The 26,748-nt window shown below is 53.5% G+C and carries 23 protein-coding genes and 1 pseudogene; 10 read left to right on the top strand and 14 right to left on the bottom strand.

What is annotated here, in order from left to right; translation table 11 throughout:
* Positions 1 to 573: 573 nt before the first annotated feature.
* The 3 genes and pseudogenes from JE47_RS20445 to JE47_RS0108445 all read right to left on the bottom strand — a co-directional run.
* A pseudogene (locus JE47_RS20445) lies at positions 574 to 1,176 on the bottom strand (IS630 family transposase); the annotation flags it as partial.
* Positions 1,177 to 1,256: 80 nt separating this feature from the next.
* The gene (locus tag JE47_RS0108450) at positions 1,257 to 1,712 is read right to left on the bottom strand and encodes a helix-turn-helix domain-containing protein (RefSeq protein ID WP_031459336.1); all 456 of its coding nucleotides are present in this window, start codon (positions 1,710 to 1,712) and stop codon (positions 1,257 to 1,259) included.
* Between the two features lie 320 nt (positions 1,713 to 2,032).
* Positions 2,033 to 2,227, bottom strand: a complete 195-nt coding sequence (locus tag JE47_RS0108445) for a hypothetical protein (protein WP_031459335.1) — start codon at positions 2,225 to 2,227, stop codon at positions 2,033 to 2,035.
* 204 nt (positions 2,228 to 2,431) lie between these two features.
* On the opposite strand from JE47_RS0108445, the gene JE47_RS0108440 reads away from it, so the two are divergent.
* From JE47_RS0108440 to JE47_RS0108425, 4 genes are all read left to right on the top strand, one after another.
* Positions 2,432 to 3,565: a 5-(carboxyamino)imidazole ribonucleotide synthase gene (locus JE47_RS0108440; protein WP_031459334.1), complete on the top strand. Its 1,134-nt coding sequence runs from the start codon at positions 2,432 to 2,434 to the stop codon at positions 3,563 to 3,565.
* Between the two features lie 50 nt (positions 3,566 to 3,615).
* The gene (purE, locus tag JE47_RS0108435; RefSeq protein WP_031459333.1) at positions 3,616 to 4,110 is read left to right on the top strand and encodes a 5-(carboxyamino)imidazole ribonucleotide mutase; all 495 of its coding nucleotides are present in this window, start codon (positions 3,616 to 3,618) and stop codon (positions 4,108 to 4,110) included.
* A 109-nt stretch (positions 4,111 to 4,219) separates the two neighbouring features.
* The gene (gene rfbB / locus JE47_RS0108430) at positions 4,220 to 5,233 is read left to right on the top strand and encodes a dTDP-glucose 4,6-dehydratase (RefSeq protein ID WP_031459332.1); all 1,014 of its coding nucleotides are present in this window, start codon (positions 4,220 to 4,222) and stop codon (positions 5,231 to 5,233) included.
* Between the two features lie 190 nt (positions 5,234 to 5,423).
* Positions 5,424 to 6,401 carry a helix-turn-helix transcriptional regulator gene (locus tag JE47_RS0108425; RefSeq protein ID WP_031459331.1) on the top strand — a complete coding sequence of 326 codons (978 nt, stop codon included), beginning with the start codon at positions 5,424 to 5,426 and terminating at the stop codon, positions 6,399 to 6,401.
* 301 nt (positions 6,402 to 6,702) lie between these two features.
* Here JE47_RS0108425 and rpmE read toward each other — a convergent pair whose 3' ends face one another.
* The 6 genes from rpmE to JE47_RS0108395 form a co-directional block, all read right to left on the bottom strand.
* Positions 6,703 to 7,002, bottom strand: coding sequence for a 50S ribosomal protein L31 (gene rpmE, locus JE47_RS0108420; RefSeq protein WP_028457253.1), 300 nt, complete (start codon positions 7,000 to 7,002; stop codon positions 6,703 to 6,705).
* A 13-nt stretch (positions 7,003 to 7,015) separates the two neighbouring features.
* Positions 7,016 to 7,291 (bottom strand): 50S ribosomal protein L27, encoded by a 276-nt coding sequence (gene rpmA, locus JE47_RS0108415; protein WP_031459330.1) that lies wholly within the window; start codon positions 7,289 to 7,291, stop codon positions 7,016 to 7,018.
* A 14-nt stretch (positions 7,292 to 7,305) separates the two neighbouring features.
* Positions 7,306 to 7,617, bottom strand: a complete 312-nt coding sequence (gene rplU / locus JE47_RS0108410) for a 50S ribosomal protein L21 (protein WP_031459329.1) — start codon at positions 7,615 to 7,617, stop codon at positions 7,306 to 7,308.
* 125 nt (positions 7,618 to 7,742) lie between these two features.
* Positions 7,743 to 8,666, bottom strand: a complete 924-nt coding sequence (locus JE47_RS0108405) for a response regulator (protein ID WP_031459328.1) — start codon at positions 8,664 to 8,666, stop codon at positions 7,743 to 7,745.
* A gap of 181 nt (positions 8,667 to 8,847) precedes the next feature.
* Positions 8,848 to 10,617: an aspartate--tRNA ligase gene (gene aspS, locus JE47_RS0108400; protein ID WP_031459327.1), complete on the bottom strand. Its 1,770-nt coding sequence runs from the start codon at positions 10,615 to 10,617 to the stop codon at positions 8,848 to 8,850.
* Between the two features lie 64 nt (positions 10,618 to 10,681).
* On the bottom strand, positions 10,682 to 11,602 hold the full coding sequence (locus tag JE47_RS0108395; protein ID WP_031459326.1) for a polyprenyl synthetase family protein: 921 nt from the start codon (positions 11,600 to 11,602) through the stop codon (positions 10,682 to 10,684).
* Positions 11,603 to 11,842: 240 nt separating this feature from the next.
* Here JE47_RS0108395 and JE47_RS0108390 point away from each other — a divergent pair, with 240 nt between their 5' ends.
* Positions 11,843 to 14,302 carry a penicillin acylase family protein gene (locus tag JE47_RS0108390; RefSeq protein WP_031459325.1) on the top strand — a complete coding sequence of 820 codons (2,460 nt, stop codon included), beginning with the start codon at positions 11,843 to 11,845 and terminating at the stop codon, positions 14,300 to 14,302.
* Positions 14,303 to 14,513: 211 nt separating this feature from the next.
* The gene (locus JE47_RS0108385) at positions 14,514 to 16,010 is read left to right on the top strand and encodes an HD domain-containing protein (RefSeq protein ID WP_051871104.1); all 1,497 of its coding nucleotides are present in this window, start codon (positions 14,514 to 14,516) and stop codon (positions 16,008 to 16,010) included.
* On the opposite strand, the gene JE47_RS21935 is transcribed toward JE47_RS0108385, so the two are convergent.
* Together JE47_RS21935 and JE47_RS0108375 are read right to left on the bottom strand one after the other, a co-directional pair.
* Positions 15,980 to 16,132, bottom strand: coding sequence for a hypothetical protein (locus tag JE47_RS21935; protein WP_173424549.1), 153 nt, complete (start codon positions 16,130 to 16,132; stop codon positions 15,980 to 15,982). The two genes, JE47_RS0108385 and JE47_RS21935, sit on opposite strands and share 31 nt — an antisense overlap.
* Positions 16,133 to 16,224: 92 nt before the next feature.
* The gene (locus tag JE47_RS0108375) at positions 16,225 to 16,620 is read right to left on the bottom strand and encodes a response regulator (protein WP_031459323.1); all 396 of its coding nucleotides are present in this window, start codon (positions 16,618 to 16,620) and stop codon (positions 16,225 to 16,227) included.
* 1,089 nt (positions 16,621 to 17,709) lie between these two features.
* Here JE47_RS0108375 and JE47_RS0108370 point away from each other — a divergent pair.
* On the top strand, positions 17,710 to 18,615 hold the full coding sequence (locus JE47_RS0108370) for an AEC family transporter (protein ID WP_031459322.1): 906 nt from the start codon (positions 17,710 to 17,712) through the stop codon (positions 18,613 to 18,615).
* A 133-nt stretch (positions 18,616 to 18,748) separates the two neighbouring features.
* Positions 18,749 to 19,957, top strand: coding sequence for a TRAP transporter substrate-binding protein (locus JE47_RS0108365; RefSeq protein ID WP_031459321.1), 1,209 nt, complete (start codon positions 18,749 to 18,751; stop codon positions 19,955 to 19,957).
* A 453-nt stretch (positions 19,958 to 20,410) separates the two neighbouring features.
* Here the strand turns inward: JE47_RS0108365 and JE47_RS0108360 are convergent, their stop codons facing one another.
* The 3 genes from JE47_RS0108360 to JE47_RS0108350 all read right to left on the bottom strand — a co-directional run bounded on the left by JE47_RS0108360 (position 20,411) and on the right by JE47_RS0108350 (position 24,386).
* Entirely contained in the window at positions 20,411 to 21,745 is a 1,335-nt protein-coding gene (locus JE47_RS0108360) for a TRAP transporter large permease (RefSeq protein ID WP_031459320.1), read from the bottom strand.
* A gap of 14 nt (positions 21,746 to 21,759) precedes the next feature.
* The gene (locus JE47_RS0108355; protein ID WP_031459319.1) at positions 21,760 to 22,320 is read right to left on the bottom strand and encodes a TRAP transporter small permease subunit; all 561 of its coding nucleotides are present in this window, start codon (positions 22,318 to 22,320) and stop codon (positions 21,760 to 21,762) included.
* Between the two features lie 230 nt (positions 22,321 to 22,550).
* Positions 22,551 to 24,386 (bottom strand): phosphoenolpyruvate carboxykinase (GTP), encoded by a 1,836-nt coding sequence (locus JE47_RS0108350; protein ID WP_031459318.1) that lies wholly within the window; start codon positions 24,384 to 24,386, stop codon positions 22,551 to 22,553.
* Positions 24,387 to 24,859: 473 nt separating this feature from the next.
* Here JE47_RS0108350 and secG point away from each other — a divergent pair, with 473 nt between their 5' ends.
* Both secG and JE47_RS0108340 read left to right on the top strand, forming a co-directional pair.
* On the top strand, positions 24,860 to 25,075 hold the full coding sequence (gene secG / locus JE47_RS0108345; protein WP_031459317.1) for a preprotein translocase subunit SecG: 216 nt from the start codon (positions 24,860 to 24,862) through the stop codon (positions 25,073 to 25,075).
* Between the two features lie 3 nt (positions 25,076 to 25,078).
* Entirely contained in the window at positions 25,079 to 26,743 is a 1,665-nt protein-coding gene (locus tag JE47_RS0108340) for a peptide ABC transporter substrate-binding protein (RefSeq protein WP_031459316.1), read from the top strand.
* Positions 26,744 to 26,748: the final 5 nt, after the last annotated feature.

Below are 26,748 nucleotides of genomic sequence, written 5' to 3'. Positions count from 1 at the left end.
GGCATACGAGATTGCTCCTTATCAGAACGGCATGGTCGCCATCATGATACCACAAATCCGGTTTTCTGATCGCCCTCTAACAATACTAATCCTATGTAAATCAAAATGGGCAAGAATGGGATAATCCATTTAAGTAGATTTATCAATAATTCGTTAATGAAATTGATAATTGCAAGTAGGAAATTTACCAAAGCGAAGATAAGAAATATGGTCCAGGCTAAAATAGGCACACCTAGAAAGCCAACAGTTAATCCTCCTAAACTATAGAAAAACATTCTTGAACATCCTTCTCTAAATGACAAAAGAAGAATTAAAACAAAATAAGTACCAATACCGTACAAAGCGAGACGGAATAGAGAGAAAAAGTTCACTCTCTGTTTGATGTAGCATGGCATAGAATTGACGAGGAAGATAAGAAAAACCGATTATCCATTCTGCTAACGACTGATTTATATCAACTACGTAGTTACGTGCTACAAAACGCATGAAACCGTCGAAGTTGAACAGGAAAAATAAAATACCAACTGGAATCTCAATCAACAAAACTGGCCAGCGGAAGCCGCTAGTGCTTTGTTATGTTAGATTTTGTTCTTTTACAACCGGATACAGACGCCTGAGGTTGATGCGGGCATCGGCGGTGGTAAAGTGCCATATGATCTTACTACACGCTTTATTACGACGCTCTTCCCAGGCTGAGACGTCACGTTTGAGCGTGCTTATATCTGGAATCGGTCGGTCCAAGCACTGCCGTTGCAGAACCGAGCGTTCGCATTCGGCGATATTGCGCCAGCTGCCGTGTTCGGGCGTGTCATGCCATTCAAAACGCGCTGCCAGGCGATGGGCTTCTTCCGGTTCGAAGGCTTCATCCAGTGCCCCGGGGCCGTGCGTGTTCACATTGTCAACGACCAGGACGATGCGTTCGGCCTGCGGGTACTCTTCATCCGACAGCAGGCGCAACTGTTCGGCAAAGTCGCACCTGGTGCGCCGCTCGGTGACCCGTACTTTCCGCCAACCCCGTAGCGGTTCAATCGCTAGAAACAGATTGGCAACCCCACGCCGTTCGTATGCGTCGTCCTGCCGCAACGCTTGACCCGGCTCGACAGGCAAACTCCCGCAGGGAAGGTCATGCAACTCTTTGCTGGCCTCATCCAGGCATCCGACCGGGCGTTTGGGGGCATCGGGGCGCTGATAGCCATCTCAACCGTCGTCCATCGTGGCACCATCCGTCCCAGACGGCTTGCCAATGCACCAAGACTTTATCCGCCACGGCTTGATTTCGTTTTTTTTCGTATCTCGCCAACCGTGCCATGGCTCATCGAATCCACATAGTGCAGTTCAACCATCTTGTCGGCCAGCAAGCGCAATGTCCAGCGTGCAGCGCCTGCTGGCGGCTCGCTGCAGGCTAACATGGTCAACTTGGTTTCGACCTCCCCGGTGAACTTCGGCGGTGCGCCCGGCCAGCCTTTGTCAGACAGCGCCGCCTGCAATCCACCCGAAAGAAAACGACGCCGCACATTCATCACCGTGCGTCTACTGCACAAGACGGCATCGGCAACTTCCTGGTCGGTGCGCTTCTGGCCCTGGCTGCGGTCGCTCAGAAGCAGGATACGCGCTCTGGTATGGGGACGGGCCGGAGCGTTGCCGGTACGAATCAGTTGTTCCAGCTCGGTGCGTTCTTCACTTGTTCGTTCGATAGGTGTATGTTTTCCCATGTCGCACAGGATACCATCCCAGGCCAAAAAGCGCAAAATCTTATATAACGAGGTACTAGCTCGTTGACAATTTGACTCACTTCTACGAAATCTATGCTTCAACAGAGCAAACAATCAGCGAGAGCGGTCAGCATACTCAGCATTGGTCACCTTCACTAACCAGATGAGGCAACAGCGGAGACACATCGGCTGGCGTATACGCTGAAGGGACGGGAATTTCGCCCGACTGCATCCCCCTGCCTTGCCCCTGGGAGAAGAGGCAGGGGCCGCTGGGGGAAGGTGCGGGAAGCGTAACGATCTCCCGCTCTCCCGACTTTACCTCACCACACAAACGAGGCAATAACCATACCAAGCATGAGTAACCCGCCCCAAATAGCAATCCAGAAGAGATCACGACGGACATCAGCATACTCACGGCTGTAGTCTGGTGGTTCGATTGAACGTGCAACCGGTCGTCGAACCGAGGCAGAACGCTGGTTTGAACGACGACGATTGCTGCGCGAAGAGGTTGTCATACTGTCTTGCTCCTTCCTGTATTGTATTTTCCCCGACATTATAGCCGAAGTCACCTTTTCACCGGGAGCTTGCATATCTGAACATCTGAGGATACTATACCCGGCGTAGCGTTCCCGCAGTACGTGCATGGCAGCTCGCCACAGGAAGAACGTGACACGGTTGCGAATTTCTGAAACACAGATAGTATGATCGGTGGATAAGCTATGCGGATCGGTATTCTTGGTGGTGGTCAACTGGCCCAGATGCTCACCCAGGCTGCAATATCACTGGGGGTTGAAGTAGTTATTTGTGAGCGGCTACCAGATAGTCCGGCAGCCCGCTATACTCAATATGCAGTCGTTGGCCCCTGGGAAGACGAGACGGTTTTGACAGCCTTTGCCCGCCAGTGCGATTTGGTCACGTTAGAGAATGAGTTTATTGACGCCTCGATACTTGAGCGTATCGAGGCGCATGGTGTTCCGGTCTTGCCGCGACCGGCAACGGTGGCAGTTGTACAAGATAAGTTACGGCAGAAGGAGCGATTGGCATCTGCCGGACTGACGGTACCACCATTTCGGTCAGTCACGACACCAAACGATGTGTTGACTGCGGCGCAAGAGTTTGGCTGGCCACTCGTGCTGAAGACACGCCGGAATGGGTACGATGGGTACGGAAATGCAACCGTTCGCAGCGCTGAAGAGGTGATACTGGCCTGGGAGCGTCTTACACGCGGAGGTAGTCCGTTGTTCGTCGAGGCTTGGGTGCCGTTTACGTGTGAGCTGGCGGTGATGGTTGTGCGCGGACGTGACGGTACGACAGTGGCTTACCCTGTCGTTGAAACAGTACAGCAGAATCACATCTGTCATGTGGTACGGGTACCGGCGCCGGTCGATGCAAACTTGGCAGCGCAGGCCACCGATCTGGCAGTAGCAGCAATTCAGGCGGTTGATGGGGTCGGTATTTTTGGCGTTGAGCTGTTTGCGCTCGCTGACGGGCAGGTGCTCATCAATGAATTAGCGCCACGTCCACACAATTCCGGTCACTACACGATTGAAGCCTGTGTGACGTCGCAGTTTGAAAATCATCTGCGTGCCGTCTTGGGTTGGCCACTCGGCCCAACCGCTTTGCGGGCGCCAGCGGCGGTAATGGTGAATCTGCTCGGCAAGCGCAACGGGCCGATCAATCCATCGGCCATTGTCGCAGCGCTGGCTGTACCAGGAGCACACATTCATTTTTATGGTAAGCGAGAAGAGCGGATTGGGCGTAAAATGGGCCACATTACGGCACTTGGCGCAACCCTTGCTGAAGCAGAAGCTGTTGCCCGACGCGCCGCAGCCCTGGTTACAATGCCGGAATAGCAGAGCTAGAGCGTATCTCGGAACGTTCACGCATCAGGTGAGGAACAGGTATGGCCGATCATCCGTTAGTGGGTATCATCATGGGGAGTGACAGCGACTTGCCAACGCTGCAGGGCGCTATCGATGTCTGTCGCGAATTCGGCATTCCCTACGAAGCACGTATTGTCTCGGCCCATCGCACACCACTCGACATGGCCGAGTATGGGATGACCGCACATCAGCGCGGTATTCGGGTTATCATTGCCGGGGCAGGCGGTGCAGCACATTTACCGGGGATGATCGCAGCCTATTCGCCATTACCGGTGATTGGTGTTCCGGTGCCCAGCAAGGCGCTCAATGGTCTGGATTCCCTGCTCTCAATTGTGCAGATGCCGGCAGGTGTGCCGGTGGCAACCGTTGCCATCGGCAACGGACGTAACGCCGGCTTGCTGGCAGTACAGATCCTGGCGAGCGCTGATCCGGCACTCTTAGCCCAGGTCCTGGCTTACAAAGAGCGTATGGCTGCCGAATCGCGAGCCAAAAACCGCATCTTTACGGAAACGTGATTCCCTGGTGGTTCAGCAGGTTTCCTGCTCTATTTCAGATACGCTCTCAGGAATTGTAAGACACATTTGCAATACCATTGTTAGCGAAGTGAAAGGAAGCAACATTACTATGCGGAATCTCCTTATTACTGGCGGAGCCGGGTTTATTGGCAGTAACTTTGTCCATTATATGCTTGACACATATACCGATTATCGGATCGTGGTGTACGATAAACTCACGTATGCCGGTAATCTGGCAAATCTAGCATCGGTCGCTAATGACCCACGTTTCACATTCGTGCGGGGTGATATTTGCGATATTGATACGGTACGCGAGGTAGTGCGTACCTACAAGATCGATACCATTGTCAATTTTGCCGCCGAGACCCACGTCGATCGGTCAATAATGGCGCCCGATGCAGTCGTTCGTACTAATGTGAACGGAACTTGGGCCTTGCTCGAAGTAGCCCGCGAGTTTCAACTCGAACGTTTCCATCAGATCAGTACCGATGAGGTGTATGGCGCAATTCCGGCCCCCCGCCGCTCACGAGAGGGAGATCCTCTTGAACCGCGCAGCCCCTACTCGGCGAGTAAGGCCGGCGCTGAGCACCTGGTGTATGCCTACTACATTACGTATGGGGTACCGATAACGATTACCCGTGGTTCAAATAATATCGGGCCGTACCACTATCCCGAAAAGGCGGTTCCCCTCTTCACAACGAATGCCATTGATAACTTACCTCTACCGATCTATGGTGATGGATTGCAGGTACGTGATTACCAATATGTCCTTGACCACTGTGAAGCGATTGATATTGTGCTCCATAAAGGCCAGATCGGCGAGGTGTATAACGTTGGCACAGAGGTTGAGACGCCGAACATCGAAATGGCACGCAAGATTCTCGATATTCTCGGCAAGCCGTACAGTCTGATCCAACACGTCACCGATCGCGCCGGTCATGACCGACGTTATGCGCTTGATTGCTCGAAACTGCGCGCATTGGGCTGGCGTTCGCGTCATACATTCGATGAAGCCCTCGAAAAGACGGTGCGCTGGTTTGTTGAGCATGAAGATTGGTGGCGCCCGATCAAGTCTGGCGAGTATATGGAGTATTATCGGCGCCAGTATATTGAACGTGGGTAAATGCTCTCTAGTACGGAGGTCGGTGTCATAGCTTTGCAGACCGGAAAGAGGTGCAAGAAATAGCAGCAGATTCCTCGCCACTCAAACGCATCGGCGGGGAAAAGAGGGAATCTTACCCAACCCCGTGACGAGCACATTCAGATAATAAGGTGGTCAATGCACTGGCTTTAACGTTCAGTACACCAAACCTATGACCGATACCGATAATCGTCTACGTAGTAAAGCTGCCCGGTTACGCCACCTGGAGCATATCCTCTACAATGCGCCCAATGGGCTAAGTGTGATTGAATTGGCTAAACGGTGTGGTGTACACCGACGCACCATCTACCGTGATCTCGACGCACTCGCCGAAAGCGGGGCGCCAATCTGGCAGCACAATGGCAAATACGGCATCGACCGTAACGAATACCTGGCAACAATTCGCCTCAACCTTCACGAGGCAGTGGCGCTCTTCTTCGCTGCTCGTCTGCTAAGCCATCATAGCGACGAGCATAACCCGCATATCGTCTCAGCCCTGAACCAACTGGCTGCCGGTCTACCCGATCAGACGATTGCCGATCATATCGCCCGTTTGGCAAATATTGTGCGCGACCGCCCCCCACATCCCCACTACATCCAAACCCTTGAAAAACTTACCCGGGCGTGGGCCGACCGGCGGATGGTGCGGATACGGTATCGTCCGCCTAATCGCCCTCTCACCGAGCGCGAGATCGCCCCCTATTTCCTTGAGGTTGTGCGGATGACGCCAGGTGTGTACGTGATCGGATATGACCGACTGCGTGACGATGTACGCACCTTTAAAGTTGAGCGCATCGAGCACGCGGAACTGTTGACGGAACATTATACCATTCCAAAAGAATTTGACCCTTACGACCATCTGGCACACGCCTGGGAAGTAATGAACGAAGCGGCAGTGACAATTCATCTACGCTTTAGCGCCCAAATCGCGCCGCGTATTCGTGAAAATCGCTGGCATCATAGCCAACAACTCACCGAAAACCCTGACGGTAGCTGCGATCTACATTTGACTGTTGGCGGCATTCGCGAGATTCTGAGCTGGGTGTTAAGCTGGGGTGCAGACGTTGAAGTACTGGAGCCGGAGGAATTGCGGCTGGAAGTCATCAACCACGCCCGTCGCATACTGACGCACTACAACACCACATCGTAGCGGTATCAGAATCCATTGACCGTCGGGGCGAGGCGGCGCATCGCCCTGCGCTTCCCGACGACACCGCGCCCTCGGCGATACCCACGTCCTAAATCTGTCCCGCGCCCCAGGCCACGTCGTGCCCTCACCCTGTGATTCCGTCAGCACTAGACTGGTCGTCCATCGTGTTGCGTCCATCAATGGGCTTCATCTGTCGTGAAGCGACCACAAGTTACTCGGCTAGTCTCTTACTTCTATCCTCCACCGGAAAAAACAAAGGTCGGCTGTATGCCGACCTCGTCAGGCGGATACGGACTATCACCTACTCAGCATCTTCACCATAAATCTCTTTGAGCAGGCTCTTCTTCTGTGGCTGAGCACGGCTAGCCCGCCGACTCTCACGCTCGTTCTGTCGCTCCTGCGCGACATTCAACCGACGCATAAAGCGATCGACCTGGCCGGCAGTATCGACGATCCGCTGCTCGCCGGTGTAAAACGGATGGCAATTGGCGCAGATTTCTACGCGCAGATTGGGACGTGTCGAGCCAATCTTCCAAACGGTACCACACGTACCACATACAATGCCATCGGTGTAGTATTTGGGATGAATACCCGGTTTCACGGCAATTCCCTCTCTAGCGAGCTGCTTCGGTTACACCCACTGGAATCACGCTCACCTTCTTCTGCGTGCGTGAATAGTGGCTAAACTGTACCACTCCATCTACGAGTGCGTACAACGTCCAGTCGCGGCCAACTCCAACATTCTCACCCGGCTTAATCTTCGTACCACACTGGCGGACGATAATGTTCCCGGCGCGAACCTTCTCGCCGCCAAAGCGCTTGACTCCGCGCATTTTTGGATTGCTATCGCGCCCATTGCGCGAGCTACCTACACCTTTCTTGTGGGCCATTATTCAAGCTCCTCTCAGGCGACGATCTCGCTGATACGAATTTTGGTATAGCGCTGGCGATGACCGGTGCGACGGCGATAACGTGTTTTGTTGCGATACCGAAAAACAATAATCTTCTCGCCCTTTTGCTCGCCGAGCACTTCCGCCCGCACCACTGCACCTTCAACCAGCGGTGAGCCGACCTTCACCTGATCCGCGTCACCCACCAGGAGCACTTCGTCTAGCTCGATCTGGCTGCCTGGTTCGGCATTGATCAGGTCGATAGTCAAGACCTGGCCTGGCTCAACACGGTATTGCATGCCTCGGTCACGAATAATTGCATACACGGTCTTCTTCTCCTTGGGGCGACGCTTTTGATAGCGTCGAGACAACATGAAAACAGAGCGGTTACACCGCCCTTCGCCCTGCGTAGTATAGCAAAGGCCAGGCGTGGTGTCAAACTGATACAGCCTTACTCACTCCGTGCAATCCGCGCCATTTCTTCACAAGCGCGCAGGGTAGCAATACGTGCCCATCCCAGTGACGCATTCGCCCCAATTGCCAGCAACAGAATGAGATCATCGACCGATGCCATGATGATGTTTTGATCCTGGCCCTCGTGGATAACCAGATGCCCTGGTTGCTGCTGCCCTAAATGCCGACCGATCTCGGTCAGTGCCAGCGTATTCCCTGCTGCCAGGGCTGCCACGACGGTCACATTGATGTCACGTCGTCGACTCCAGTGGCTGAGGACCAAACCACTCGTATCGGCCAGAATCGCGCATTGCACGTCAGGGGCCAGTGCCAGATCCTTCAGTGACTGGCGCATACGCTCCAACTGCGCTTCTGAATAGCTCCGCCCACTACGCCCGCTCTGATTGGGAGTGAGCCGCATCGCGACGCCCGATGATGCAACCGACGACGACTGCGCTGGCTGTCGAGCACGCAGTGCAGCCAGTCGCTGGCTAAACCGACTGCCAGCGGCAGGTTCAGGTGCTGGCGACTCGACACGCATCGCAGCGACCGGCTTTGTCGGATCGAGGAGCGTCATAGCTGTCAGTCGAAGCTGCTCGGCGTTCGCCGGTTTGGCCAGAACATAGTCGATCTGCAATTCGCTTTGTAACTGCGGCGATACATCCTCTGGGCTGATCGTAAAAACGACAATCGCAGTGCCCGGATCAAGCTGCCGTACTCGCTGAATAAGCTCGATGCCGCTCATCCCTGGCATCTTCAGATCGGTGAGCAGCAGATCAACAGGCTGCCGGGAAATGTGAAGGAGCGCTGCCTCTGCCGACGAGACATCACTTACTTCGTAAGAGGTATCTTCGGTCAGCGCCAGCGACACCAGCCGACGAATATGAGGATCGTCATCAACAACCAGAATGCGCTTAGGCATATCCACTCCGGCGAACATACCGCCGCGCCAATCTGGGCGCGGCGGCGGCATGGACGTCGTGCATATCTATAGTATAGCCGGTTTATGCTGAATTTGTCGTTAGCCCAAAGGTACGAATTTGATGAATTATTTGTCAGAATGACGTTACGCTTCCCCGATTGGCGATAACGATCTCGGCCACCTATTCCGGCATCACAATCCGAATATGCAACTCTTTCAACTGTCGCTCATCGACCGGTGATGGTGCATTCGTCATGAGATCAACTGCTTGCTGCGTCTTGGGGAAGGCCATCACCTCACGAATCGTCGGCTCATCGGCCAGGATCATCACCAGCCGATCAATGCCAGGCGCAATGCCACCGTGTGGTGGAGCGCCGTATTCAAACGCTTCCAGCATATGCCCAAACTGGGCCTGCGCCTTTTCTTCGCTAATGCCAAGTAGCGAGAAGACCTGCTGCTGAATATCACGACGGTGAATACGAATACTGCCACCACCGGCTTCATACCCGTTGAGGATCAGATCGTAGGCTTTCGCCCGCACTTTACCGGGATCGGTGGTTAACAGAGGCAGGTCTTCATCTTTCGGTGCAGTAAACGGATGGTGAACAGCATCCCAACGCTGTTCCTCTTCGTTCCATTCTACCAACGGGAAATCGACAATCCACGCAAAACAGAGTGTATTGGGATCGGCCAGCCGCAGTCGTTCGGCTAGATTGCGCCGTAACTTATCGAGCGAAGCCGCTACCACCGCCGGTTGATCGGCCACGATGAGGATCAGATCACCGGGTTCGGCGGCCATGCGCTCAGTGATAGCGGTGAACTCACCAGGAGCCAGATTCTTGGCGAAACTTGAACGCACTTCACTGCCATCAGATGGCAGAGCTGCCCAGGCCAGGCCCTTTGCTCCTCCGGCACGCACCACTTCCGCAAGCTCGTCAATCTGCTTCCGCGAGAAATGGGCACATCCTGGCGCCCGAATACCCTTGACCTGACCGCCACTGGCCAAGACACCGCCGAAGACCTGAAATGGGGTCTCAGCGAGCAGATCGCTCAGATTAACCAGCTCTAAGTCGTAGCGCAGATCGGGCTTATCCGAACCGTAACGCTCAATTGCCTCGGCGTATGTCAGGCGGCGAAATGGGGTTGGTAAACGCTTATGTGGCACGATTGTCCGACAGAGCGCCGTAAACAGCCGTTCGATCAGCGCAAGCACATCCTCCTGATCGACAAAGCTCATCTCCATATCGAGCTGGGTAAACTCAGGCTGCCGGTCGGCACGCTGGTCTTCATCACGAAAACAGCGTGCGATCTGAAAGTACTTATCGTAACCGGCTACCATAAGTAACTGCTTGAGCTGCTGTGGACTTTGCGGTAGCGCGTAGAATTTGCCTGGATGCAGTCGTGACGGCACCAGATAGTCGCGCGCGCCTTCGGGGGTCGATTTGATCAGAATCGGTGTCTCGATTTCGAGAAAACCTTCGGCGTCGAGAAAATCGCGAATAAACTTCACTACTCGATGACGCAAGATCAGGTTGCGCTGCATCCGTTCCCGACGCAGATCGAGATAGCGATACTTCAGTCGCACCGATTCATCTTCACCACCCTCCTTGGCAATGTAGATCGGCGGTGTGCGGGCCGGATTCAACACCTGCGCTTCAAACGCCTCTACCTCAATCTCACCGGTCGCAAGATCAGGATTCACTGCTTCTGCCGGACGTATGCGCACATGTCCACGCACCTGCACCACGTATTCCGAACGAACGGTTTCGGCTACTGCGTGCGCTGCTGGATGGGCGCTGTTAAAAACAACCTGTGTGATGCCATAACGGTCACGCAGGTCGATAAAGATAAGATCACCATGATCGCGCCGACGATGTACCCATCCGGCCAGCGTCACCTCCTGACCGGCATGAGCCGGACGCAATTCACCACAGGTGTGTGAACGATACATAATATACACTCCTGCCGAATCGAAAGCGACATCGATAGCTCAGCCGTCGCATTATAACACAGCGTTACACTTCGCCGATCTGATCAATGATGCGGTGCAGCCAGGGCGTTGTGACGCCAACCGGCAGAAGCTGTAGAGCCTGCCGGGCAGCGTTCTGCTGCATCACGAGGGCGGTACGGGCTGCGGGTAAGCCGTTGGTGCGAATCAACGGCAAAGCCTCGGCAATAGTGGTCGGTGCCGGATTTGCAAAAACTGCTTGCAATACCGGTGCTGGTGGTTCGGTCACAGCTAGTAGCATCGCTAATGGAACATGACCGGCCTGTAATAGAGCACCATTAGCCTCCAGATCGCGAATTTCCGTCGCCAACCGCAGGGCCAGTCCTAAATGTAGACCAAACTGTGCTGCTGGTTCAAGGAGATGTTCTGCCAACCCGCCACACAAGACACCTGCCTGGGCCGACGCCGCTAAGAGCACCCCGAAAAGCGCTTCCGTTCGTTGCCAGTAGATGGTCAAAGCAGTTTCCTGTGGGGTAAGGCTCGTGATCGTGGTCAATTGCCCTTCACAGATCCGCATCACCGCCTGCGAGTAGAGTTCAATCACCCGTGGATCTGGGCTGCGGGCCATCTCGCCAGCGGCAAGCGCAAAGAGGTAATCACCAACCATCAAAGCCACACCATGATCCCACGTACCATTTGTACCTCTTCCGAACCGACGAGCCTGTCTGTCAATGAGGTTGTCATGGGCACGAGTTGCCGCTTCAATAAGCTCCACTGCGGCTGCCGCGTGGACAACCTGAGCACTAACGGTATTACCTAGCCGGGCAACGGCGAGGACAATCAGGGCACGCAGTCGATCTGCTGCATCGGCTATCACGTGCGGATCAACCATCGCAATGACGCTATACCGCGCCCGTAGCCGGTCACGAAGTATCTGCTCGACAAGCGAAAGATCGTGGTGCAACTCCGCTGGAATAGCAAGGGTCATGCTTTATCACTTCAGCTATAACGTATTGCCTGCTGTTTGGAAAGATACGCTATCCCGGCGTCACTGTCAACCGTCATCCGAGTCGCCAACGGATTTTCAGCGTTTTTAGCTTCGGATCACCTTTGCAGCCTGAACGACACCAGAACAAATCGACACCAATGAACCTTTTCGTTTGACATGTGAGCGTATCCGATTCACAATACCGGTGTCTCAGTCCTTGACTCGAAACGGAGGTGGAGCGTGACCCTGAACCCCACACGCATCGGACGAGCGATAGGCATTACGGTAGGTGCGGTCGCGGCGCTGGCCGGTGTCGGAGCAATTGCCGCGCTACGACGACCGTTACCCCGCACGAATGGCCAGATCACCCTACCCGGCATCCGCACGGCGGTAGAAATACGACGTGACCGTTGGGGTGTGCCGCATATCTACGCAGAACACAACGAAGATCTCTTTGCCGCTTTAGGGTATGTGCATGCTCAGGATCGTCTCTGGCAGATGGAAATGCACCGACGCATTGGTCACGGTCGGCTGGCCGAGATTTTTGGGCCAGCCGCCCTCGATTCCGATCGCTTTATTCGCACACTCGGCTTTAGTCGCATTGCCGATCAGGAGGTCAAGCTGCTTGATGACGAAACGGCAACGCTCATGAGCGCGTATGTACGTGGGGTCAATGCCTGCATCGGACATATCGGCAACCGGTTACCACTCGAATTCACGCTGCTCGGCTTCCAACCCGAACCATGGACACTGGCCGATCTGCTAGTCTGGCCGAAAATGATGGCACTCACTCTGTCAACCAACTGGATGCAAGAGCTATTGCAGGCCCAGATCGTCGCGCTGGTTGGCATCGAACGCGCTACCGCATTGCGTCCTCACTATCCAGAAGATGCACCGCTAACTGTGCCGGCCGGTACCACCTATACGCCTGATCTCGGCGCCGGGGCGCTCCAATTGGCCAGCGATGCCGCCCTGTTTACCGGTGAAAACGAGACACCCCAAGGGTCAAATGCCTGGGTTGTCGCCGGTCAACGCACCACAAGCGGTCGTCCCTTACTTGCGAATGATCCTCATCTCAACCTCTCGCTCCCCAATCTCTGGTACGAGGTGCATTTAGAGGGAGGCGATTTTCACGTTGCCGGTGTGACCATTCCTGCTACCTGTGGGGTGATCATCGGTCACAATCAACGCATCGCCTGGGGCGTCACCAATGCCCGTACCGATAATCAAGACCTGTTCATTGAGCAGTTCGATGTGACTGATCCTCGCCGTTACCGCTGGAATGACGACTGGCTCACTGCTGAGGTTGTTCAAGAGAAGATTGTGGTCAAAGGACAGGCGAACCCAACGGTGATCGATGTGCGCATCACACGTCACGGACCGATTATCGATCCGGTTGCCGGTTCGCTGCGCGGTGAACCATCTAGCGCCGACTCGACAACGCAGGCGCTAGCGCTGCGCTGGACGGCTCTCGATCCTTCGCCTACCCTCACTCGTTCCGTGCTCAAATTGAACCGTGCCCGCAACTGGGAAGAGTTTCGGGCTGCATTGCAAGACTGGGACGTGCCACCGCAGAATTTTGTCTACGCTGATATTGACGGCCACATCGGTTACTGTCTGGCCGGTCGCCTCCCAATCCGTCGTCAAGGTGACGGGATGCTGCCGGTGCCCGGCTGGAATAGTGATTATGAATGGCAGGGCTACATTCCATTCACCGAGCTACCGAACCAGCTCGATCCGCCGAATGGCGCCATTGTAACGGCCAATCACCGAATTACTCACGATAAACCTCCTACCAGTGCTCCTATTCAGGGTTTCTGGCTCAATCCGTACCGTGCCCAACGCATTCAGACATTACTCGACGCCACCAAGCAGCACGATGTTCGTAGTTTTGCCCGCATCCAGGGCGACATCCTGTCTTTACCCGGCAAAGCCCTCGTCGAACAGATGGCCCGTCTTCAGCTCGAACCGGGAATGGAGCAGCGCGTGCGCGATCTCTTCATTACCTGGGATGGTCAGCTTCATCCAGAAAGTGTTGGGGGCGCGATCTATGAAGGTCTACGCTACCACCTGCTCCGCATTGTCTACCACGAATTGCATGATCTGTTCCAGGCTTCGGCAGCCGTGGGTTCGTTTAGTGTTTTGCCCGCGAACCTCTACCTGGAATGCGCCTTACCGATGATTCTTTCCCGTATGGCCGGTCAACCACTCGAACAACCCGATGAATGGCTCGGGCATGGTCGCAGTTGGGGTGGTGTCTTACGGGCAGCCCTGGCCCGTACTGTTGCCGAACTGACCGAACGTCTCGGTAACGATCCATCGCGCTGGACGTATGGTCGCTTGCATGTATTAACCCTACGCCACCCCCTTGGCAGCGTACCCGCACTTACTCCCCTTTTCAATCGCGGGCCATGGCCAATCGGTGGTGACTTCGATACTGTTAACCACTGCTATCTCCCTCGTGATAATGCTGGGATGAAGATTACCAACGGGGTCTCGTTACGCTTTATCTTTGATCTGAACGATTGGGATAGCTCGCGGGCTATTCTCCCCGGTGGACAGAGCGGTCATCCGGCCAGTCCTCATTATGCCGATATGGTGACGGCCTGGCGCGGTGGAGCCTATCATCCGCTGTTGTGGAGCCGAGCGGCGGTCGAACGACACACCAGAGACGTTTTAACGTTGCTTGTCGAACATTGAGCGTATAGTTGCGGATGCACGTCAGCTATTCATGTTATGGTAATGGTATAAGTGCAGGCAGGTCGTACACGTCGCTTAGAAGCGGAAGAGGAAGAACTAAGAGAAGGTGCAGGTGCTGGATCACTGCTAATAGCCTGCTTTTCGTTGCTATCTGAAAAGATTTAGGATGAAGCGGAACCGCTGATGATACGATTCGTCATCACCTGATACGATGCTGCAAACAATAAACAACCTACTTTCACTGATTGCCGCCTGCACAGATCGAGCGGTCTGGTTGGTAGGGGGAGCTGTGCGCGAGCTGCTTACCGGTCGTACCCCGGCTGACCTCGACCTCGCCATCGATGGGAGTGGGCTAGCGCTTGCGCAGGCGCTCGCGCATGCCGGCAACGGTACGTTCGTCGCCCTCGACCGCGAACGTGACACCGGTCGGGTCGTCTTTGCCGACGGGATGACCATCGACTGTGCGACACTGCGGGCCGCTGATATTGTGGCCGATCTCCACTTACGCGATTTTACCGTTAATGCGCTAGCGCTACCGCTCGCGGCTGCTATAACCGGCGACTGGCGTGAGCTGATCGACCCGCTCGGTGGTCAGGCCGATCTTGCCGCCAAACGGCTCCATCCATGCTCCGCTACCAGTCTGCTCGATGATCCACTGCGGGTTGTGCGTGCCGGTCGTTTTCGGGCCAATTACCAGCTCATGCCAACCCCTGAACTGATCACTGCGGCGCGCAGCGCTGCACCATTCTTACCCAACGTAGCAATTGAACGAATCCGGGATGAACTGCTCAAACTCTGCGACGGTCTGGCAGCGGCTGCCGGCCTGCGCCTCCTCGATCAGGTTGGTGCACTAACCATCATCTTCCCCGAATTAGAAGCGGCACGCACCTGTGAACAGCCACGCATCCATTTCTTACCCGTCCTCGATCATGTCCTGGAAACGGTTGCAGCCCTTGACTGGCTGATCGACAATGGCGAACCACCCATTGCAGTACAAACCCATCCTAATCTGAGCCGTAACCTGCCGTTTGCCGATCGCTATCGTGAACTTTTACAGCAGCGACGCGGCAACGTCCGCCGCGCAGCACTACTCAAGCTGGCAGCCCTTTTGCACGACAATGCCAAACCGCAAACCAAAGTGAACCATGCGGATGGCACAGTAACTTTCTATGGACATCAGGGGATAGGGGCAGAGGTAGCTGCAACTATTGGCCAACGCCTACGGCTGAGTCGGTCCGACACCCAATACCTGGTACAGATTGTACGCGAACATATGCGTCCAGGCCAGATGCGTGGTGGCGGGCAACTGACCGAAAGGGGCATTGCCCGCTTTTTCCGCGATACTGAAGATGCCGGTCCTGATATTCTGCTCCACGAACTGGCCGATCATCTGGCAACACGCGGCCCGTGGCTCGATCCAGCAGCATGGAACGAACATCTTAGATGGATGGAAACAATGCTAGAGCACTACTGGAACACACCGACCCCACCACCGCCACCACTTATTCGGGGCGATATGTTAATGGACGCTTTAGGGATTAAACCGGGGCCGGAAGTTGGTCGCCTGTTACGGCTGATTCGCGAAGCACAACTGGCAGGGGAAATACACAACGCTGAAGAGGCTTTAGCACTCGCCCGTACAATGCAAATCCCGACGACCGAGACAGACGATCCAGATCACTGTGGCCGTCGTGGCAAACGGATCTGATCGGTCTGTTGCTGTTCATGCGCGGCGGGGCGATCATCATCAAGCAACGGCAACAGGATGAGAGTCAACACGATCATCCCAAACAACACGAACGATGGCAGAAACGACATTAGATCGTACATCGCATACCTCCCGTGAAGCTGCAACGAAAGAGTACCATGCGTTAGTATCCTAGCGGAGAGCATGCGTCAGGAGAATGACAATGATCTGATGTTTAGCTGATGGGCGCACGTAAGACGTCGCGCACAATATGTTCAAGGCGGTCAAGGGGAAAAGGCTTGGCAAGGTAGTAATCGATTCGTTGCTCACGAGCGCGCTTTTCAAGCTCAGGCGTGGCATAGGCAGTAATCATGACCACGCACGTATCAGGGGAGGTCTCTTTAATTGCCGCGGCAAGCTGTAAGCCATTCATGCCTGGCATATTATAGTCTGTGATAACGAGAGGTACACGCCGCAGCGCAATTTGAGCCAGCGCATCAGCACCACTGTGAACAGTAATAATATCGTAGCCACCGGTTAGGTCTCGCATCAAACGATGCAAAATGATAAGAATATCAGGCTCATCCTCCACCAGAATGATTGCCGGATTGCGACCGGAAACGTCGGACATACGAGAAGCTCCTTAAGCAGCCGCAAAACTTGTTCTTTATCAGAAATACCGGTTATACGTTGGCAAAGCTAGTCGTATTGTAGCACAGCCATGCATGACGGGCAAGCGATGAGCGCAGACGATCAGGAGTTTTTACCACTTGCAGTGGCTGCGCAACAGAAGTTGCCACTCCGCTGAGCTGCTACATAGGAGAGCAAGGAGAATTGTTACGCAGCGCGGTTTCTGCCGCTTCCACACGAAGAGAGGAAGTTACAGGGGTGGGAACGCTACCCTACGCAGGCTGCTGGCCTGCGCACCTAGCTAGATCACGTAGGTGAGGTTACCGTAAGCGGGTACGTGATAGCAATCCGTAGCACAACACTGGTTTGTATTGTCTGGCATCAAAGGTGATCTGAAGCTGAGAACACTGCAAAACTCTAACCGGAAAGAGTATTGCTGGAAGAAATATACGATATGCTGTATCTCAGCTCAGCTTACTCATATCGAATGTTTCAGCGACTAACGCAACTTACGTTATTATATAACATCGTATACGGAAACATGTTTGAAACCGGTCCTGTAAGGGGATCCAATACGTAATGAGTACTTATCCACCACATCTGCTTATGGGTCGACCAACATTCTTAGAGCTTGTCCGGATCATCTATTATCACCACACGACGGATGAATCTCAGCGATAGAAACAATACGATGTATGAGGAAAGGCATCGTCTCGACCCGACAAGTTTTCCACGACGATGGTTATAGAGCCGGAGATACCGAACGTCGTCGCAACTCAGGGAGAAACGACGCTTTCGGATGGCACATCGATCTGACCGAGAATGACCTGCTGATCCTCATCGCTCGGAACAGGAGATATCGGATCGACTCTTAGAACGTATCTAAAACACTCTTTTGTTACCATCTGTTACTCACTGTTGTTATTCTACAAAGAGGTGCATGATGGCTTAGTAGATTCGGTATCGCAGTAACGCCACAAGTCCTGTCCACTCTTCACATGGTACCGGTTTGAAGCAAGCTCTTAGCGAAAACACATTGCTCGTGGATCCTTATGCCTCTTTCAAGGCTGTTTGAAGAAACTACACTGCTATGAACCAACTCCCCGGCATCTTCCTGAATGTCCTTGCACCGGTGTTCCTGCTCGTGCTGATCGGTTACATCACCGGCCCTCGTCTGCAACTCGAAGCCCGCACTCTCTCACGGTTCGCCTATTTCATTCTGACCCCAGCGTTTGTCTTTTACGTTCTTAGTCAAACCCGGATCGAAGTCGGGCTGGCAGGACGTATGATCGGATTCATCACCGTCGTCTATCTCGGCTCAATTATTATCGCCTTTCTGATTGCCAGGCTTTTCAAACGCAGCGCCAAAATGACTGCTGCCTACGTTATGATCGCTGCCTTCGGCAACGTCGGCAACTTCGGCCTGCCTATCATTCAGTTCGCCGAAGGGCCAGCCGCTCTTGGGGTAGCTACAGTCTACTTTTTGGCCAATCTCGTCCTGGCTTTCATTGTCTGTGTGGGTGCGGCCAATTTCAGCCGTGGCTTCAGTCTGAGTATGGCCATTCAAGTTTTTCGCACCCCTGCGTTACTGGCCCTTCCGCCAGCACTCTTGTTCAACTGGCTTGAAATCAATCTACCACCGGTCGTTATGCGCCCGCTCGAACTACTTTCTGGTGCACTTATTCCGACGATGCTCATCGTGTTAGGTGCACAACTGGCGGCAGCCGGCATTCCACGCATCAATACCGATCTGCTGATCGCCAGCGCAATCCGCCTGATCAGTGGGCCGGTATTGGCCTTCAGCACCGTGAGCTGGTTCGATCTGCCGCCACTGGAACGTAATGTAGGTATTCTACAGGCCAGCATGCCAACGGCGGTATTGGTCAGCATTATTGCAATGGAAAATGAACTACTTCCCGAATTTGTTACAGCTACAGTCCTGTTCTCGAATCTCGTTAGCATTATTTCACTCGCATTAGTATTAGTCTTCTTGTAAACATCCTTTTGTCAAGAAACAACTGAATCAACAACTATTGCACGAACAATAACACCACCATTTGCACAATTTCGCCATATCATGTATAATTAGGATACCGAGTTCTTATTCTCAGATTGCCCAGGAGCACAGCATGAAACGACGAGAGTTTCTTCGTGGCGCCGCAGCAGGCGTTCTTGGCGGTCTTGGATTGACACTGGCTGCTTGTGGTCAACCACCGGCGGTTACCAATCCGCCAACGGCGGCCCCCCCTACCTCACCACCAGCGCCTACAGCCGCAGGCGGTGAGCAACCCACTGCCGCTGCCCCCACAGCTCAGGCCCCTGCTCAAGGTTCGTCAATGCCGGCCATCGAATGGCGGATGGGAACGAGCTGGCCCATCGCACTCGATACCATCTATGGTGGTGCAGTAACGGTAGCCGAGCGGGTAGCAGAGCTATCGAACGGTATGTTCAAAATCACGACCTTCCCCGCCGGCGAACTTTTCCCTGGCCTTGAAGTGCTGCAAAACGTACAGCAGGGGACAGTTGAATCAGGACACACTGCACTGTACTATTACGTAGGTCTTGATCCAGCGTGGGCCTTCGCCACATCGCTGCCGTTTGGTCTCACTGCGCAACAGCAAAATGCCTGGCTCTATCATGGTGGTGGTGAACAGGCGATTAACAAGCTCGGTGAGAACTTCAACGTTATCTCTTTCGCTGCTGGTAATACCGGTACCCAAATGGGTGGCTGGTTCCGCCGCGAGATCAACACCGTGGCCGACCTGCAGGGTCTCAAGATGCGCATCCCCGGTTTAGGTGCGCAGGTACTCGGAAAGCTCGGCGTGGTAACCCAAACCCTACCCGGTGGGGAAATCTTCCAGGCCCTGTCAACCGGTGCCATCGATGCGGCAGAGTGGGTCGGTGCTTACGACGATGAGAAACTTGGCCTCCCCGATGCAGCAGAGTTCTACTATGCACCGGGTTGGTGGGAGCCAGGGCCCAGTCTCCACGCTGTATTCAATCTCGATGCCTGGAATAAGCTGCCGAAAGAGTATCAGAACTTCCTCCGCGTCGCTTGTTGGGAAGCAAATATGAACATGCTCGCTAAGTACGACGCACTCAACAACGATGCACTGGAGCGCATTCTGGCGAAGGGTAAGAAGTTGCGTGTCTATAGCGATGAGATTATGAACGCAGCGCAGAAAGCGGCCTTCGAGCTGTTCGCCGAAAGTGAAGCGAAGTCAGCAGCATTCAAAGAGATCTTCCCCGGCTGGAACTCGTTCCGCCAGAAGATTCAGCGCTGGCACCAGACCAACGAGTTACCGTTTAATCTCTTCGTCAAGAATAACCCGATTTAGTTTCTCCGTCTTTTTCTGCACTTCAACCAATTACGGCAGGGGCACGGCATACCGTGCCCCTGCTGGTATCAAGATGGTTGTTCCATACAATCCACCCGCGAGAAAGCACACATACACAATGGCAGACGAATCAGCCCCGTGTGTAACGCTACACCGTCAGAGAGCGTAAAGCACGTGTCTGAACAATAATTCTCGTGTTTGAGGGTGGAGAAGTCTGCCGATTCGTATTCCAAAGTGAAGACAGGTAAGAAGGGTTCAGGTTCCCAACCCGTCCGAGATGGTATGCGAATGTAAGCGAACGATGGATTATTACCCGCTCACTGTAGAACGCGGGCTAGACGCCTGCACTAGAATAGCGATCACGGTGAGCGGGTGTATAGATGTGCGTCGGCGTATCCTGTTTTGAAGCGAATCAGTCAGCGAATATGATGACCCGTCTTCAGCAAGATATGATCACTGCCCAAACGACACTGCTGGTAACCACAGCGCCAGTTGCGGGAAGAAGATCAGAATGATTACGATTGCAAGCTGAATAGCGATAAACGGCACCACGCCGCGGTAAATATCAGCGGTTGTTACCCCCGCTGGGGCCACCCCACGCAAATAGAAGAGAGCAAATCCGAACGGTGGGGTAAGGAACGAGGTCTGCAAGTTCGCGCCGAGCAGCACGCCAAACCAGATCAGATCGAAGCCGAGTGCCTTTGCCACTGGTACGAAAAGCGGAATGACGATAAAGCAAATCTCGAAGAAATCGATAAAGAAACCGAGAAAAAACACAATGAGCATACTGACAATAAGAAAACCCCAGGCACCACCAGGTAAATTCGCCATGAGATCGAACACGAACTTATCGCCACTTAACGCTCGGAAAACCAGTGCAAAGGCGGTTGAGCCGATCAGGATGAAAATAACCATTGTGGTGGCGCGCATTGTCGCATCACACACAGCAATGAAATTCTTCCAGGTCAAGCGCCTGTTTGCTGCCGCCAGCAAAGTTGCACCGAGGGCGCCTACTGCACCAGCTTCAGTCGCTGTTGAAATCCCGAAGAAGATCGATCCGAGAACTGCGACAATTAACAACAACGGTGGAATCATCACCTGAAATACACGCTTTGCCAACGCCGCGCCACTTATCGAACGGGCGGATAACGGTAGCGCCGGGGCCATCTCAGGCTTGAGCAAAGCGACCACCCAGCAGTAGAAGGCGAGCGCTGCTGACAGCAACAATCCAGGTATTAGCGAACCGAGGAACAAGCGTCCTACCGACACACCAATCTGGTCACCGAGTACAACCAGCACCACTGAGGGCGGGATAATTTGCCCGAGCGTACCAGCGGCACAGATCACGCCACAGGCCAATTCCTTGTTGTAGCCGTAGCGCAACATAATCGGCAGCGAGATCAATCCCATTGCCACTACCGTCGCTGCCACCACACCAGTAGTTGCGGCTAACAACGCTCCGACTACCACCACGGCAATTGCCAGGCCGCCGCGAATTGGCCCAAAGAGAATACCCATTGTGTCAAGCAAATCTTCTGCCAGCCCCGACTTTTCGAGCATCGAGCCGAGGAAGATAAAGTACGGGATGGCGAGAAGTGTGTAATTCGACATCACGTTAAAGATACGTGATGGCATTGCCCGAATAATAATCGGGTCAAAAATACCAAGCGAGACACCGATGATTCCGAATACAATCGCTGTTGCACCCAACGAAAACGCGACCGGGTAGCCGATACCAAGAATGACCAGCGCCCCGAGGAACATTGTGGGACCGAGCCAATCGTACATGGATCCTCCAGATATTACAATTTTGTCTCGTGCTCTTCTTCAATATTTGATGGATCGAGAACGCCGCGGAAGGCAGCGAAGTATTTAATTGCTTCTGAAATACCCTGAATGATCAGGAGCACCGGGCTGATTATCAGAAAGGTCTTGATAATATAGCGTGGCAGACCACCTGGATCAGGCGAATTCTCGCGAATACGCCATGATTGTTCAACATACGGCAGGCCAAAATAGATAAGTAAGATACAAAAGGGAATTAAAAAGAAGAGGGTACCGATCAAATTTACCAACGCTTTACGCTTTGGTGGATAGTTACTGTAGAATACATCAACCCGCACATGCTCATTATGCTTGAGAGCATACGCTGCGCCCAACAGAAAGATCAGCGAAAAAATGTACCATTGTGCCTCGATGTAAAAGTTGGACCCCAGTGTCCGACCAATTGCCCGACCAACATAGCGGTTTGCCACATTCCAAACCCCCACACCAACAACAACTGGGACCAGGATATAGGCAATCCGCCCAACCCATTCGGTGAAGGTATCGATAATACGTGACAGTCGCAACAATGCTTGCACGTCAATCCTTCCTTCCCTTGTAATAGCCTTTACGAACACAACAAACGAACCTAGCGATTCGACACGAAATCGCTGTGAACTGTCGAAAAGGAGATGATCAGTACAACATACTTTGGGAATGTTTAACTCTTTATGGTTCAATAGTACACGGAAACAAGCATCTTGTCAAAAAATCGCAGATCACCTGTCAAGCAGGTGATCCGCGACAAATACGAGCCTCAGTCGAGCAGTTATTCGTGCGTCGCTCCCCACTTCTCCGGCGCACGCCAGAGGCTAGAAAGGATCAGATCACGCACCGACAACAATTCTTTGGGCAAGCGATCGTAGAGCTTGATAAACAGCTCCTCGTGCAACAGAATCTCCTGCTGCCATTCCGCTAAATCACACTCCATCACCTGATCAAATTGTTCGGGGCTGAAATCAAGCCCTCGCCAGTCAATATCCTCGTACCGCGGTACCCACCCGATAGGGGTTTCTACACTCACGGCCTGACCATGGGCACGTTCGATGATCCACTTTAAGACACGGATATTTTCACCAAAGCCTGGCCAGATGAACTTCCCATTCTCATCCTTGCGGAACCAGTTGACACTGAAAATACGCGGCGGGTTCTTCAGACGACGGCCAAAGCTGAGCCAGTGATTGAAGTAGTCACCCATATGATAGCCGGCAAATGGTAGCATCGCGAACGGATCGCGCCGTACAACCCCCTGCTGGCCCATTGCTGCTGCTGTCGTCTCAGAACCCATTGTTGCCGCAAGATAGACCCCATATGTCCAGTTGAAAGCCTGGTAAACCAGTGGCACAGTACGGCTCCGGCGGCCACCGAAGATAAAGGCCTCAATCGGCACCCCCCTTGGATTCTCCCATTCCGGATCAATCGCCGGATTCTGACGGGCTGGAGCAGTAAAGCGAGCATTAGGATGAGCCGCCAGTCGTCCACAACCAGGCGTCCAGTCTCGTCCTTGCCAATCGATCAAATGCGCTGGTGGTTCATCAGTCATACCTTCCCACCAGACATCGCCATCGTCAGTAAGGGCGACATTGGTAAAAATAGTATTCGCCCGACAGCTCTCCATCGCGTTGGGGTTGGTCTTGTAGGAGGTACCCGGTGCAACCCCAAAATAGCCGGTCTCAGGATTAATCGCGTACAGTTTGCCATCAGGGCCAGGTTTAATCCAGGCAATATCGTCGCCAACAGTGGTGATCTCCCATCCCTCACGTTTGAAGGCATCGGGAGGAATGAGCATCGCGAAATTGGTCTTACCACACGCTGAAGGGAAGGCTGCGGCAACATACGTTTTACGACTAGATGGTTCTTTCACACCTAGAATGAGCATGTGCTCGGCCAGCCAACCTTGCTGTCGCGCCATAACTGACGCGATGCGGAGGGCAAAACACTTCTTCCCAAGTAATGCGTTGCCGCCGTAGCCCGAACCAAAGCTCCAGATCGAACGCTCTTCAGGAAAGTGAACAATGTATTTTGTCGGATTACACGGCCATGGCACATCGGGTTGACCTCTTTCAAGTGGCATACCAACACTGTGGAGACAGGGGATGTATTCACCATCTTCACCCAGCACATCATAAATCTTCGTCGAAACACGGGTCATGATATGCATGTTCACAACGACGTAGGGTGAGTCGGTGAGTTGAATCCCAATATGCGCAATCGGCGACCCAATTGGTCCCATACTAAAGGGGATAACGTAGAGAGTACGACCGCGCATGCTGCCCTTAAACAGTTTGAGCAGAATCTCCTTCATCTCTTTTGGAGCCATCCAGTTATTGGTTGGGCCAGCATCGTCTTTTGATAGGCTGCAAATAAAGGTGCGATCTTCAACGCGAGCTACATCTGAAGGATCGGAGCGGGCGAGAAAACTGTTGGGGCGCAATTTTGGGTTGAGGCGAATGAATGTACCGGTTTCGACCAGTTTGTTACAAAGCGTGTCATATTCAGTCTGGCTGCCATCGCAGAAATGTACTTGTGCTGGCTCGCATAATGTGACGATTTCCTGAATCCATTCGCGCAACTGTTGATGTTTAAGGTATGCAGGGAACTGCATATAAGACCTTCCTTTCGCTCACGACACCATCGGCGGGCGATGTCTGTGACATCTCGAACAATTGCAATGATAACATAGTGAGCAACAAAATACACGACTGGAAATCATTACATTTCGTCGCAAGACGACAACCGTAGATACTACGATAACTTCAGCAAGGCAACAGTGGTTCATCCTTGGCAGGGCACAACACACTTCGCGATAAGCACGATAGAGCAGACAAGTGTTGAAAGGTACATACACCGCACATCGCATGTATCGGTACGAACCTGACGAGCCATCAAGGTATGATCTTCGCAGGATCGCTCCGTCGTTAATCGCTTCAGTCATCGAAGGTTACCCGAAGCTGAGCACACTGAATACCACTGCCTTCACTCCCTCTTCTGAACACCGGCGGGATATGGTATACTATGATGCCTTCAGAAAGGCAGCAGATGCTACTTACTACTCGCATAAGGAGAGGTAAACAGAGCATGGAAACAGCGCTGTACATTGCGATTTTGGTCATTAGTGCCGTGATGAGTGTGTTGGTTATCTTACAATCGCGCGGAGGCGGTATTAATCGTGACACCAGCTCGATTCAGCGCACCCGACGCGGGATTGAGAAAACGTTGTACCAGGCCACGATTGTGCTCGGTGTCACCTTTTTATTGCTCGCACTGATTACCAGCTTGCCAATTTTTAGTTAGGGTATGGCACGTCGAATTCGCTGGCAGATTGCGATTGCGCTGCTTGGAATTGGCTTCATTGTGGGGTTGTTTGGTCGTCTGGCAATGTTAAGTGCATCGACCAATAATCCCGCTCCCGGCGGTACGTACCGTGAAGCAGTGGTTGGCTCACCGTTGATGCCGATCCCACTTCTGAACGATCCGATCAATGATCCAGTAGGCCGCACGCTCATCAGTCTGCTCTTTGAAGGACTGACCCGGATTGGAGCCGATGGGCTGATCGAACCGGCCCTGGCTGAGGGTTATACCGTCGATGGAAGTGGCGAAATCTACACGTTTACCCTTCGTTCAGGTTTGCGCTGGCACGATGGGACACCGTTGACCGCTGACGATGTGGTCTTTACGCTGCGTACCCTGCAAACCTTAGATGCTGCTGGAGAACCGGCTGTCGCCAGTTTTTGGCGGACAACCCTAATTGAGCGCGTTGACACTCGTACCGTCCGATTTACGCTGCCGGGACCATTCGCACCGTTTCCAGCCCTCGCTCGTGTACCAATTCTCCCGGCACATTTGCTGCGCGATCTGCCCCCTACCGAGTGGTCAACCAGTGAGTTTGGTCAGCGCCTGATTGGAAGTGGGCCGTTTCGATTGTCGGAATTACGTCCCGATGGGGCAATCTTGACTGCCAATCCAACGTACTACAATGGCCGTCCATTCCTCGATGCCATTGAGTTACGATTCTTCAATACCTACGAGGCTGCCATAGCTGCTCTATCGCGCGGTGAAGTAATGGGTTTAGCCGAGCGCTGGGGAAGCAACCTTCAAGCCGTTGATCTGCCAGGTGAAGAACAACGTATTGTTTTGCCGCTAGATGAGTATACCCAGCTCACCTTTAATCTGCGATTACCACTGTTTCAAGAGATTCCTCTCCGTCGGGCATTGGCCCTCGGCCTCAACCGCGACGCCTTGATTGAAACGGTTATCAAAGGGTTGGCGCAACCCATCGACACACCACTTTTACCCAATAGCTGGGCTGATGATCCGACGATTCGGCAGATGCCGTTCGATCCGGTCACGGCAGCCGAGCGGTTGGCAGAAATTGATTTTGAACCGGGCGATGATGGCATTCGTCAGCGCGGACGGCAACGCCTCAGTTTCACATTACTGGTTGATCAGGATGAACGTCGTCTCGCTGTCGCTAATGCGATTGCGGAACAGTGGCGAACTATCGGTGTCGAGGTTACCGTTGAAGCGGTGGATAGCGTGACCCTGACCAACCGCCTGAGTCAAGGTGATTTCATGGCAGCCATCCATACCTGGACACGGATTGGGCCAGACCCCGATCCCTACAGTCTCTGGCATTCCAGTCAGGCAAATGGTGGCTTGAATTACGCCGGGCTTAATGACAGCCGAATTGACACGCTGTTGGAGCAGGCGCGTGCTGAACCTGAACTCGTCGCTCGTTCTGAGTTCTACCATACCTTTCAACAGCGCTGGCTGGAATTATCACCGGCGATCACATTGTACCAACCGTTGTACGTGATAGTGACAACGACAAATATCCAGGGACGTGCCTTTGCCAACCCTGATCTCGGCCCGCACATACTCTTCGGCGTCGAAGATCGTTTCCGCGATGTCTATCGCTGGTTTGTCAACAGTTTTCGCCGCCTCGAAGGTGATTTGCCGTAAATCCG

Origin of the sequence: Chloroflexus sp. MS-G (assembly GCF_000735195.1) — a bacterium.
Lineage (GTDB): Bacteria > Chloroflexota > Chloroflexia > Chloroflexales > Chloroflexaceae > Chloroflexus.
This window is presented reverse-complemented; position numbering and strand designations above follow the sequence as displayed.

Bases quoted from the DNA above. Each gene is read 5' to 3' on its own strand.
- JE47_RS0108450 (WP_031459336.1), bottom strand. From the start codon at position 1,712: ATGGGAAAACATACACCTATCGAACGAACAAGTGAAGAACGCACCGAG.
- JE47_RS0108445 (WP_031459335.1), bottom strand. From the start codon at position 2,227: ATGACAACCTCTTCGCGCAGCAATCGTCGTCGTTCAAACCAGCGTTCT.
- JE47_RS0108440 (WP_031459334.1), top strand. From the start codon at position 2,432: ATGCGGATCGGTATTCTTGGTGGTGGTCAACTGGCCCAGATGCTCACC.
- purE (WP_031459333.1), top strand. From the start codon at position 3,616: ATGGCCGATCATCCGTTAGTGGGTATCATCATGGGGAGTGACAGCGAC.
- rfbB (WP_031459332.1), top strand. From the start codon at position 4,220: ATGCGGAATCTCCTTATTACTGGCGGAGCCGGGTTTATTGGCAGTAAC.
- JE47_RS0108425 (WP_031459331.1), top strand. From the start codon at position 5,424: ATGACCGATACCGATAATCGTCTACGTAGTAAAGCTGCCCGGTTACGC.
- rpmA (WP_031459330.1), bottom strand. From the start codon at position 7,291: ATGGCCCACAAGAAAGGTGTAGGTAGCTCGCGCAATGGGCGCGATAGC.
- JE47_RS0108405 (WP_031459328.1), bottom strand. From the start codon at position 8,666: ATGCCTAAGCGCATTCTGGTTGTTGATGACGATCCTCATATTCGTCGG.
- aspS (WP_031459327.1), bottom strand. From the start codon at position 10,617: ATGTATCGTTCACACACCTGTGGTGAATTGCGTCCGGCTCATGCCGGT.
- JE47_RS0108395 (WP_031459326.1), bottom strand. From the start codon at position 11,602: ATGACCCTTGCTATTCCAGCGGAGTTGCACCACGATCTTTCGCTTGTC.
- JE47_RS0108385 (WP_051871104.1), top strand. From the start codon at position 14,514: ATGCTGCAAACAATAAACAACCTACTTTCACTGATTGCCGCCTGCACA.
- JE47_RS21935 (WP_173424549.1), bottom strand. From the start codon at position 16,132: ATGTACGATCTAATGTCGTTTCTGCCATCGTTCGTGTTGTTTGGGATG.
- JE47_RS0108375 (WP_031459323.1), bottom strand. From the start codon at position 16,620: ATGTCCGACGTTTCCGGTCGCAATCCGGCAATCATTCTGGTGGAGGAT.
- JE47_RS0108370 (WP_031459322.1), top strand. From the start codon at position 17,710: ATGAACCAACTCCCCGGCATCTTCCTGAATGTCCTTGCACCGGTGTTC.
- JE47_RS0108365 (WP_031459321.1), top strand. From the start codon at position 18,749: ATGAAACGACGAGAGTTTCTTCGTGGCGCCGCAGCAGGCGTTCTTGGC.
- JE47_RS0108360 (WP_031459320.1), bottom strand. From the start codon at position 21,745: ATGTACGATTGGCTCGGTCCCACAATGTTCCTCGGGGCGCTGGTCATT.
- JE47_RS0108350 (WP_031459318.1), bottom strand. From the start codon at position 24,386: ATGCAGTTCCCTGCATACCTTAAACATCAACAGTTGCGCGAATGGATT.
- secG (WP_031459317.1), top strand. From the start codon at position 24,860: ATGGAAACAGCGCTGTACATTGCGATTTTGGTCATTAGTGCCGTGATG.
- JE47_RS0108340 (WP_031459316.1), top strand. From the start codon at position 25,079: ATGGCACGTCGAATTCGCTGGCAGATTGCGATTGCGCTGCTTGGAATT.